The 11,126-nt window shown below is 45.2% G+C and carries 9 protein-coding genes; 4 read left to right on the top strand and 5 right to left on the bottom strand.

The genetic code is table 11. The features are described from left to right. A partial coding sequence (locus tag A3756_RS04580; RefSeq protein ID WP_197481164.1) for an ATP-binding domain-containing protein occupies positions 1-304 on the top strand: 304 nt, incomplete at its 5' end. 68 nt (positions 305-372) lie between these two features. Here the strand turns inward: A3756_RS04580 and A3756_RS04575 are convergent. The 4 genes from A3756_RS04575 to A3756_RS04560 all read right to left on the bottom strand — a co-directional run bounded on the left by A3756_RS04575 (position 373) and on the right by A3756_RS04560 (position 6,320). Continuing rightward, positions 373-1,311 (bottom strand): ketopantoate reductase family protein, encoded by a 939-nt coding sequence (locus A3756_RS04575; protein WP_068552997.1) that lies wholly within the window; start codon positions 1,309-1,311, stop codon positions 373-375. Between the two features lie 21 nt (positions 1,312-1,332). Further along, complete coding sequence (locus tag A3756_RS04570; protein ID WP_068552996.1) at positions 1,333-4,185, bottom strand: valine--tRNA ligase; 2,853 nt, start codon at positions 4,183-4,185, stop codon at positions 1,333-1,335. A 153-nt stretch (positions 4,186-4,338) separates the two neighbouring features. After that, positions 4,339-4,785, bottom strand: a complete 447-nt coding sequence (locus A3756_RS04565; RefSeq protein ID WP_068507836.1) for a DNA polymerase III subunit chi — start codon at positions 4,783-4,785, stop codon at positions 4,339-4,341. A 47-nt stretch (positions 4,786-4,832) separates the two neighbouring features. Next, on the bottom strand, positions 4,833-6,320 hold the full coding sequence (locus tag A3756_RS04560) for a leucyl aminopeptidase (RefSeq protein ID WP_068507834.1): 1,488 nt from the start codon (positions 6,318-6,320) through the stop codon (positions 4,833-4,835). Positions 6,321-6,527: 207 nt separating this feature from the next. Between A3756_RS04560 and lptG the strand changes: the two genes are divergently transcribed. Next, complete coding sequence (lptG, locus tag A3756_RS04555) at positions 6,528-7,589, top strand: LPS export ABC transporter permease LptG (RefSeq protein ID WP_068552995.1); 1,062 nt, start codon at positions 6,528-6,530, stop codon at positions 7,587-7,589. Between the two features lie 278 nt (positions 7,590-7,867). Then, positions 7,868-9,064: a DUF6160 family protein gene (locus tag A3756_RS04550; RefSeq protein ID WP_068552994.1), complete on the top strand. Its 1,197-nt coding sequence runs from the start codon at positions 7,868-7,870 to the stop codon at positions 9,062-9,064. Positions 9,065-9,148: 84 nt separating this feature from the next. Here A3756_RS04550 and A3756_RS04545 read toward each other — a convergent pair whose 3' ends face one another. Next, on the bottom strand, positions 9,149-9,631 hold the full coding sequence (locus A3756_RS04545; RefSeq protein ID WP_068552993.1) for an RDD family protein: 483 nt from the start codon (positions 9,629-9,631) through the stop codon (positions 9,149-9,151). A 141-nt stretch (positions 9,632-9,772) separates the two neighbouring features. Here A3756_RS04545 and A3756_RS04540 point away from each other — a divergent pair, with 141 nt between their 5' ends. After that, the gene (locus A3756_RS04540) at positions 9,773-11,119 is read left to right on the top strand and encodes a DUF5610 domain-containing protein (protein ID WP_068507828.1); all 1,347 of its coding nucleotides are present in this window, start codon (positions 9,773-9,775) and stop codon (positions 11,117-11,119) included. The last annotated feature ends 7 nt before the right edge of the window (positions 11,120-11,126 follow it).

The raw sequence follows: 11,126 nt of genomic DNA, 5'->3' as shown, positions 1-11,126 counted from the left end.
TGGCTTTGTCGTTGCTCGTAATCATGAGCCGGGTAGTACGGGAAAGTTTCAGGTGGAGGTGCCGCAAGGCTCGGGCGAGAGCATTATCGTATCACCGAAAAGGCTCAAAGCCTGGCAACCTGCTTACGCGATGACGGTGCACAAAAGTCAGGGCTCAGAGTACCAGCGTGTCGGGATTCTTCTTGCTGATTACGCTAAAGAACTTTTATCGCGTTCGCTATTATATACCGGTCTTACGCGGGCTAAACAGCGTTGTGATATATGGGCCGATACGCAGGCTCTGGAAAAAGCTTTTTTGGAGTGAATACTCAGCTAAAGTCTTAGGGTGTTATCTTTCCTCTGTGCAGCGAAGCGCTCTGTGACCTCGGTGGTTCAATGTGTAGGCAGAGCCTTAACCTTGCTCGCCAAATAACTATTCACTTCGCTACTTAAGGTATGCTGAGCCAAAAACCGGGCTGCAAAGCCATTGATATCATCAATTTCAGTGCGTTTACCCGCGCGAATATCTTGTAGCATAGAGGAGATATTTGTGCTGGTTTTTTGCATCACATCGAAAACCAGCGTTTCGATTTCATCACCGGAAAGAGGGTAGCTTGCTGTGTTTAGCAGCTCGCTAAGTTCTAGCTTCAGTATTGGCCAACCTTCAATAAAACGTCGTGATGTCCGTACTTGGCCATTCGGGCAATTTAGTAGCGCTGTATAGGGATTAATAGCGCAATTGATCACGAGCTTGTGCCACAAAGCCTGCCATATGTCCTTTTCGTATTGGAGTGTTAGCGTCTTGTCTAATGCGGGTGGCTGAAGGTAATTAAGTAGCGCTCGGGCAGCATCGTTAGATTCTGCAGCTTTGTTTAAGGGGCCGACGCGCGTAAGGCCGGAGCCTGCATGGACAATTTGATTTGAAGAAACCCGATTAGCGCCTTCAGTCGTGACGGCGGCGAAAATAGGGTTATCAGGAAAGGCTTCTAGAATGTCGTATTGGCTACCCAGGCCATTTTGGAATAACACTAATAGGGTTTTATCTGTGATGGCTTCACCAAGCTTTTTAAGGCCGGGAAGGGCATCGAAGCTTTTGGTGCACACAAGTAGGCAATCGATTGTTTGCGGTGTTTGTTCTAGCCTAAAGCTTAGTTGGGTATTTTCTGGAATGTGAGCCAGGAAGGGGCTGCTAATAGAGAAGGAAAGTTCCTTGCGCATAGACAGGTTTGAGTATGCTCGCTTATCAATAAAGCTAACATGCGGGCCAGAGGCCCCTGAAAATCCGCAGTGCAGATGAGCTGCCCAAAGACAGCCCATTGCACCGGCACCCATTATGTGTAGCTTCAAGGCCAATTACATGGCCTTGATTTTTTCGAGCTGTTCAGCCAGCTTGGCTTGGCTACTTTGCGCGTCTTCCAGCTTAGCCTGCTCTTTCTCTACAACGTCTTTTGGCGCATTGCTTACGAACTTCTCATTGTTCAGTTTGCCAGAAAGGCGCTTAATTTCTTTCTCCGCCTTATCGATTTCTTTATTGAGTCGAGCTATCTCGGCATCAAGGTTGATCAAACCGGCCATTGGTACCAAGACTTCCATAGAGCCGACTAACTGAGTTGAACTCATAGGCGCTTCTTCGTCATTTAACCAGCTCATTGACTCGAGCTTGGCGAGTGACTTAACAAAGCCTTCGTTTTCCTGGAAGCGGCGCTGATCTTCATTATTGCCGTTACGCAGTAGAACGGGAATTGCCTTGGCAGGAGAGATATCCATCTCACCACGAATGTTTCGTATTGCGACGATGACACCTTTTAGCCACTCAACGTCACCCAGTGCTTTTTCATCGACTTTCGACTCATCTGCTTCAGGGTAAGGCTGAGTCATAATGGTTGCGCCAGACTGACCGGCCAAGGGAGCAACACGCTGCCAGATTTCCTCTGTGATATAAGGGATAAAGGGGTGAGCCATTCTTAGTACAGCTTCAAGTACTCGTACCAGTGTGCGGCGTGTGCCACGCTTAAGCGCTTCGTCGCTGTCGTCACTGTTTAGAATCGGCTTGGAAAGCTCCAGGTACCAATCACAATACTCATTCCAGATGAAGTCATACAAAGTGTGTGAGGCCATATCTAGACGGAACTCACCAATAGATTTTTCAATGGATGCTTCGGTTTGCTGAAGGCGCGAGATGATCCATTTGTCAGCTAAAGATAATTGATAATCGTCAGAATTCTGAGCACAGTCCTGATCTTCAGTATTCATGAGCACATAACGTGCAGCGTTCCAGATCTTGTTACAGAAGTTTCTGTAGCCTTCTAGGCGTTTCATGTCCCAGTTGATATCACGACCCGTCGAAGCCAGTGAGAATAGGGTAAAACGAAGTGCATCGGTCCCGTGTGCAGAGATACCGTCTTCAAAGGTCTTGCGCGTGCGCTTCTCAATTTTTTGAGCAAGCTGGGGCTGCATCATATTACCGCAGCGTTTTTCAACCAGAGATTCAAGGTCGATGCCGTCAATCATATCGAGCGGGTCGAGTACGTTACCCTTCGACTTGGACATTTTGTCACCATGCTCGTCTCGAATAAGGCCTGTTACGTATACATATTTGAACGGAACCTGGGCTTTACCGTTTTCATCTTTCATAAAGTGCATGGTCATCATGATCATGCGGGCAACCCAGAAGAAAATAATATCGAAGCCCGTTACCAAAACATCTGTTGGGTGGAAGGTCTTCAACCTTTCCGTTGCTTCTGGCCAACCTAGTGTGCCGAAAGTCCAGAGTGCTGAAGAGAACCAGGTGTCGAGAACGTCTTCGTCTTGAGACAGTTCAACTGAAGCATCAATATTGTTTTCAGTACGTACTTCTTCTTCAGTGCGGCCAACGTAAACATTACCTTCAGCATCGTACCAAGCCGGGATTCTGTGTCCCCACCAAAGCTGGCGAGAGATACACCAGTCCTGAATGTCGCGCATCCAGGAAAAGTACATGTTTTCGTATTGCTTGGGAACAAACTGAATCTCGCCATCTTCAACTGCCTGTATTGCAGGTTCAGCTAGCGGGCCTGCACGAACGAACCACTGGTCTGTAAGAAGTGGTTCGATGACAACACCTGAGCGGTCGCCGTAGGGTGCAACCAAATTGTGATCATCAATACTTTCTAATAAGCCAAGCTCTTCAAATTTTGCAATGATGGCTTTACGCGCTTCAAATCGATCCAAGCCAGCAAATTCTGCGGGTAGGGCTGTATCGAAAGCATCTGAAGCTTGGCCTTCAGTGTCGTAAACTTCTGCTTCTTTAAGGATGGCAGCATCAATATCGAAGATATTGATCATCGCTAGGCCGCAGCGCTTACCCACTAGATTATCGTTAAAGTCGTGCGCAGGTGTTATTTTTACACAACCAGTGCCTTTTTCCATGTCGGCATGATCATCACCCACAATCGGGATCAAACGACCAACAAGAGGCAATTCTACAAACTTACCGATCAGGTCTTTGTAACGTGGATCTTCAGGGTTGACTGCAACGCCTGTATCACCCAGCATGGTTTCGGGGCGAGTGGTTGCGACGACTAAGTAGTTTTTACCTTCAGAGGTTTTTTCACCATTGGCTAGTGGATAGCGAAGGTTCCACATATTGCCTTTTTTGTCTTTGTTCTCGACTTCCAGGTCTGAAATAGCCGTGTGAAGCTTAGGATCCCAGTTTACCAAACGCTTGCCGCGATAGATTAAGTCATCTTTGTATAAACGAACAAATACTTCCTGAACGGCTTTGTAAAAGCCATCGTCCATCGTGAAGCGTTCATGGTCCCAATCGACAGAAGCACCTAAACGACGAAGCTGACGGGTAATTGTGCCACCGGACTCTTCTTTCCAATCCCAGATTTTATCGAGAAAGGCTTCACGTCCGAGGTCATGGCGAGTTTTGCCTTCTTCAGCAGCAAGCTTGCGCTCAACAACCATTTGAGTTGCGATACCCGCGTGGTCGGTACCGACCTGCCATAAAGTGTTATGACCTTTCATGCGGTGATAGCGGGTTAGGGCATCCATAATAGAGTCCTGGAAGGCATGTCCCATATGCAAGCTACCGGTGACATTCGGTGGCGGAATCATAATGGTGTAGGGCTGGCCTTCATTTGAAGGCTTGAAGTAGCCGCTTTCTTCCCAGGTTTTATACCAAGACTGTTCTATTTCGCTAGGTTGGTAGGTCTTATCCATAATCGTTGATGCTTACTCGTTAAAAATGGCTAGAGGTCGAGTGCCTGACTTTCGCTTGGCATACGATAAAAAATGGCCGACATTATACATGGCGTGAGCGAGCTGAAGCTAGGGACTTGCTTAATATAGTTGCTTAAAAAAGCAAAGACTTCCCTAAGCTTTCCGTAGATCGTGGATATGAACCTCATGGCCAAGGCTCTTTAGTTGCTTGTATAAGGTACGTGCGTCCTGAATTTCGATTTCAATATTCGGAATGATTAAGCACAAACGGCTGAAATCTTCCAAGCGCTCGGGTAACTGCTTTCGTAGGAGGATGAGCAAAGAATCGTCTTTTTGAAGTGATGACTTTAATGGTTTGTCATCGATGATGACTGGCGCGGTTTTGCTTTCTGACTCATTTTGACCGAGACTATGAGGAATAAAGCTTTCGAGTTTGAAAGTCCATAAAGCGCTGTTTAGTGCTTCGTTTTGAATAGCGTCCACAGTCTGAATATGAATTCGACTGTGTTGTTGCAGGGCTTTCTCCGTTAAACGGCAACAAAAAGCAATTTGCTCAGAAAAGTTGGCTTCATTTAAGAGGTATAGGTCTATTCTGGGCATGCTTTTGTTGTCGCTGTCGTAATTAACTCAATAGTCTTGCTAGATATTTAAGACGCTTTGCTTAACAGATAGTTCAGTAGCAAAGGAACCGGACGACCTGTTGCACCTTTGTCTTTTCCTCCTGATACCCAAGCTGTACCTGCGATATCCAAGTGAGCCCATTTGTATTCTTTGGTGAACCTAGACAAGAAGCATGCAGCGGTAATGCTGCCTGCGCCTTTGCCGCCAATATTTTGAATATCGGCAAAGGGGCTTTCGATCTGTTCCTGATACTCATCCCAAATGGGTAATTGCCACGCTTTATCGTTTACCTCTTTGCCTGACTGCAGAAGCTCATCGACCAGGGTGTCGTCATTGCCCATCACGGCAGAGGTGCTGTGCCCAAGCGCGATAATGCAAGCACCAGTAAGTGTCGCAATATCGATAACTGAGGCGGGCTTGTAGTTTTTGGCGTAGGTTAGGGCGTCACATAAAACTAGGCGGCCCTCTGCATCGGTGTTTAGAATTTCTACTGTTTGACCCGAAGCTGTTGTCACGATATCACCAGGTTTGGAGGCGTGTCCAGCCGGCATGTTTTCAGCCGCTGCAATGATGCAGACGATATTCATTTTGGGTTGTAGGTCGGCAATTGCAGTCATCGTACCGATAACGCTCGCGGCACCGCACATGTCATACTTCATTTCATCCATTTGCGGGCCAGGTTTTAAGCTAATTCCTCCGGTATCAAAGGTGATGCCTTTGCCGACTAACATATGTGGCGCATCGCCTTCTTTGCCACCTTTATACTCAAGGATAATCATTTTTCCTGGTTCTGAGCTACCTTTGGATACGGATAAAAATGCACCCATGTTTAGTGCTTCCATATCAGATTCTTCGAGTACTTTTACTTCAAAGTTATTACTTCTGCTTGCTAGCGCTAGTGCTTGCTCTGCTAGGTAAGCAGGTGTACAGACATTTCCGGGTAGGTTGCCAAGCGTTCTGGTTGTAGCCATGCCTCTCGCCTGAGCTTGAGCGATCACAGTTGCTTCGCTCAAGGCTTGTTGGTCTGCAGTGCAGCAGACGACACTGATGTTTTCCAATATGATGGCCGGAGATTTTTTGCTTTTGTACTGATCGAAAGTGTAATGCTGGTCAGAAATTGAGCGAACGAGACTGTTTGCGAGTTGTCTGGCGCTAATGTCTGTGCCATCTATAGTATTGTCCAAAAAGCAGTGTAAGGATTTTACTTTGGCGCTTTTCGCTTGACTTGCTAATGCGCTGAAGGCCTTGTTTAGGCTGCTTAGGTTTAACTTCTTTTTGTCTCCCATGCCCAAAAGAATAACGCTATTAGCGTGTTCGCTACGAAGGGGTAGGAAGAAGCTTTTTCCTGAATCACTATCAATGTCGAATTGCGATATGCTTTGGCTTAGTTGCCCATCAAGAAGTTTGTCGAGCGCTTTGCCTTGCTCACATAGTGTCTGATTTTCGTATAGGCCTATGCATAGGCTGTCTGCTTTTAGTGATGAAATCGCGGTATCGACAATATTGTAATTCATTTCTGTCTCTTATCGTATCGAAGGTCATTAGTGCTGAAGCACATAATGAGGTGGTTTGAAAACGTGTATCGTCATAGAATAGCAAGCCAAATGATGAACTGCATCGTTCTTCAGCAAATTTCTGATATTAGGGCATATTTTTGATTAACCATAAGGCACTTTTGAAAACGCTTTTTAGCAGATTATATATGGCGCTAGGGAACAATAATGAGAAGAATTAATCGTTACATTGTGCAAACAGTGGCGGCGTCCATGCTATTGGTTGCGGCGGTTGTTCTATCGTTAGATGTTTTGTTTGCGTTTATGGCGGAAGTGAATGATTTGAGTGAGCAGTACGGGATTATTGATGCCGCATTGTTCGTACTGACGACCCTGCCTCGACGAATATATGACTACTTGCCTTTGGTGGCGTTTATGGGGTGCTTGATAGGCTTGGGTGCAATTGCCAAAAATAGCGAGTTGGTGGTGATTCGTGCAGCGGGTGTATCGACCAGAAGGATTGTCTTTTTTGCGATGAAGCCTGCAATAGTTGTTGTGCTTATTGGTTTGTTTTTGGGGGAGTTTGTTGCTCCTGTAACGGAAGGTATAGCTCAGAGTCGTAGAGCGGTTCTCCAGGGGGCAGAGCAAAATGTTGCCAGTCATAGAGGGGTGTGGCATCGGGAGGGTAATACTTTTATGCACTTTAATGCCGTGCAATCAAACGGTGTGCTTCATGGTGTGTCGTTGCAGAGGTATGATGCTGATCATCAGCTTGAAAGTAGTGTGTTTGCGAAGCGTGCTATTTTTCAGCGTGGTACTTGGCAGTTAGAGTCTGTTATTGAAACAAGCTTTAAAGGGGCGCGCACTTACGTCAATCATTTCCCAACTAAAACTTGGCAAACAGACTTGTCTCCCTCGGTGCTTAGTGTGTTGGTTGTGTCATCCGACGACTTATCTATATCGGGTTTATATACTTATTCTCAATATCTTGAAGCTCAGGACTTAAACTCTGACGCTTATATGATGTCATTTTGGAAGAAAGCGTTTCAGCCAATTTCAACGGCAGTATTGGTCTTGGTGGCAATATCGTTCGTATTTGGGCCTCTTAGGTCTGTCACGATGGGGTTTAGGGTGTTTTCAGGGGTAGTGGTTGGACTGTTGTTCAAGTATGCACAAGACCTGTTAGGGCCGAGTGCAATTGTGTTTGGTTTTAATCCAATCTATGCGACTGTTATTCCTATTTCGGTATGTTTGGTAGCAGGGATATTCCTTTTGCGAAGGGCACGTTGAGCTGGAGTGAGAGCAGTGTCTCACACAGACTTTCCATGATTGAACCAGGTTGTTAATTCGCGTATTATTCAAGCAGCAACTAGACTGGATAAAATGCGTATGTAGTAGTCCTTGGGTCAAGGGTGGATTGTAGGACCTTGGCACAGGTTTGTGTATGCATGGATGCGGGCTGTATTTAAGAAAGAAAGGGGCGCCTAACGGTACAAAGTCTATATATCCCGATTGGACTAAAATAGAGCTGAAGGCCGGCACAATAAAAAAAGTAGGAGAATACAATAATGAAAGGCTTGAAGAGGTTGGCTTTGGTGACGGCAGTTTCTGCTTTGTCATCAAATGTGATGGCCGAAGTCCAAATGCTTGATGAAGATAGTCTACAAGACGTCACGGGTCAGGCAGGTCTTACTCTTGATGTAGAAAGTCAGTGGGAGATCGGAGAGTTCGCATATCACGATGCAGGCTATTTGTTGATTCAAGGTATCCGTATGGGTGGTAACTCGTTGGGTAATGGTACGGGCTCTGCAGGTACGATGCTTGACAACTTACGGCTTGAGATTGACATCGCCGGTGATGGTACCGACGGTGATAATGAGCTTGCATATGGTTTTTCCAATATGCGTGATATTGCTCAGATGTATGTAAATGATGGGAATACTGATACGACGTTTGTTAGTGTTGCAAACGGTATTGACTCAACTCGTGATAACGCTGTAATTGACGATAAGCGCACATATGGTGATGGTGATTTGGTAATCCATTTTGACTTTACTGATGGCTGGGCTTCAGAAGGCGGTATCGATCAGTATAGAGCTGACGGTAGATTTGGATTAGACGATTTTCATACTGCAGAGCTAGTCCTAGAGCATGCTGTCGACTTTCGTCTTGAAATCGATGCAATTGGCTTGGCAAGTTCAAGTTATGAGCTAGGTTCTGCTGGTCTAGATACTGATGGTCAGGGTCCCGACCAAGGTGCTGCTGGTACAACTACCTTGATTAGTCAATTAGGTATCCAGGGTTACTTAGGTCCTGATGACTTACATCTTGAGAACAATGGTAACGGCTTTGATGGATCTGGACCTCTAGGTGGTAATACGGGTAAGGCTGACTCCAAAATATACTGGGGTCGTTACTTTAAGATTACAGATCTGGATGTATATATTGATATTGCCGGTGTTCAGATTTCTGACATGGAAATTCACAATGAGCGTGGCGATTTGACAGGTTTGGATGGCACTTCATCATTTAGTTTTGCGCACTCTATTCGTGAAATCTATGCAGTTAAAGATGCTGTTTTAAATATAGATGGTCTGCTTGCTGGTAGTAATCCTTTTGTGGATGGTATTGCAATCAATACGCGCTTCAAGGGTGATATTGATATCCACTCTATCTCATTCGGCGATACTGGTGAGTCAATCGGTCAGTTGTTTATTACTGATATGGAGTCGACTACAAACTGGATTATCTCTGCTCACGATTAATTTTTTGTTTGTTGTCTAAAAAGCTCTCGATTATGTCGAGAGCTTTTTTTTGACCTGAGAAAGCTGGTTTGACTTATTTAGAGTCTAGCTGCGCTTTGGAATTCGTATAACTTTGCTTTCAGATGCGATGCATTGCCAGGTTCGATTTTTCTTATCGATGAATACCCAAAGGTAGCCAAGACCGAATGCGGCAATGGAAACTCCGGCGACAAAGAACCTGACAAGGGCTTGGTTCCAGCTGATTGATGTGTTGTCCTCATTTTGTATGCGTAAATGCCAAACCTGCATTCCAAGGGTTTGTCCGGTTTTAGTCCAGAAATAACCAAAAAACAGAAATAGGGAAATAAAAAGCGTTGAGGATAGTAGTGGGTCCTTAAGCGATTGGCCTGACTCATTAATTTGCTTGTACTCTTCGGCACCAATAAGGCTATGGCTAATCGCCATATAGATCATGGTGATGGTCATGGTGAGAGCTATGCATAAGATACTGTCATAAAAAAACGCAAGAAGTCGCCGAAGGAGTGTGGCGGGCATGTATTGGTCGCTTGGTTCGGGGAATTTATTCATAGTAATCGCATTAAGTTGGTGAATTGCGTGGAATATAACAGATTCTTGCTTTAGATGTCTTTTCTATAAAAGAATGCCTAAAGAAAATCTTTTTGCGGACGGTAATAGCTATGAGGTCAACCGGATTTTAGAGGGTTTTGTATGAACGCATTAGATAACATTGACAAGCTAAACGATGGTGGGCTGTCGCGGCACCGCTCGCTAGATGCCAGTAAGATAGCTGAAAGCACTGGCTCTGCAAAGCTAAGTGCAAGTATGCAAACAAGCGTTGAAACTCAGCTTTTAGAAGCCGGTACCGATAGTGGAAGGAGAATTTTCTCCCGCTCGATAGAGACAAACTTTAGTTTCAATATTACTATCGAAAAACCTCAGTTTGAGTTTAAAGTGCCTTCTCCATCAGATGTGGCTCATACTGTGCTCGGTTTTGTCGAACGCCGAATTGAAAGCGAGCTCAGAAACGGGGCGGATGAGTCGAGAATTGGTGACTTATTAAGTCAGGCTCGAAAAGGGATTGAGGCGGGCTTTTCATCCGCTAAAGAAGATATCAGCGCATTGGGTTTGATGGATGAAAAGCTTGAGGAGGAAATAGCTCAGTCTCGACATTTGGTTGATGAGGGGGTAGATGATATTGAAGGAAAACATCTGAGTGCTGCAGATGGCTTAGCTGAAGGGAGCAAGCAGAGCGCTAGAAATGAAGTTGCGGCTTCGACTAACACTCCTGTAGATACTGAGGCTAAAACCTCCCAGCAAGCTTTAAATGTTTACGAGTTTTTTACGCCAGAGAAAGTCAATGAACAACAGCTTAAGCCAGAGTCTTTCGAGGCTGTTTCCAAGTACAAATATGCAAGTCATGATAGTACCGAGTTTTCCTTAACGACCAGGGATGGCGATAAAGTCTCGATTCGTTTGAGTGATACATTTGCCTCTATTTACCAGTCTTCGGGAAACTCTCTAGGCGTGGCTGTGTCCGGCGATAAGTCGTTTGAATATAGTGTCGAAGGGGAGCTGGATGAATCGGAGCTTACGGCAATTAACGAGCTATTGTCGCAGCTAGGTAATGTAACGGAATTATTTTTTCAAGACCGCTTTCAGGATGCATTTGAATCAGCGATGAGTGTAGGGTTTGATTCCAGCGAAATTGCATCCTTTTCCTTAGACTTGTCCAAGACTGTAGCGGAAGAGTTAAGAACTTATGGTGCACCTTCTAGTTCACAAGAAGGTCGAACGAATGACTTATCAAACCTAAAGCGGTATCAACCTATTGTAGATATGGTTAATCACTTTAATCAGATGAATGATTCAATGGGAGTGTTTGAATCTCCGCGCGACTCAATGGTCAGCTTGATTCGTGAAACGCTTGAAAGAGTGAAAGATATGATGAGTGAATTAAGTGAAAATAGCGCTGACGCTGATAAGTCTATGATTCCAGTAGATAAGGTAACTGTTTCCCACTTTATCGAATTTAGTGAGTACTTATTGTCTGAATGATTTTAGA

It is taken from the genome of Oleiphilus sp. HI0086, from assembly GCF_001635225.1.
This window is presented reverse-complemented; position numbering and strand designations above follow the sequence as displayed.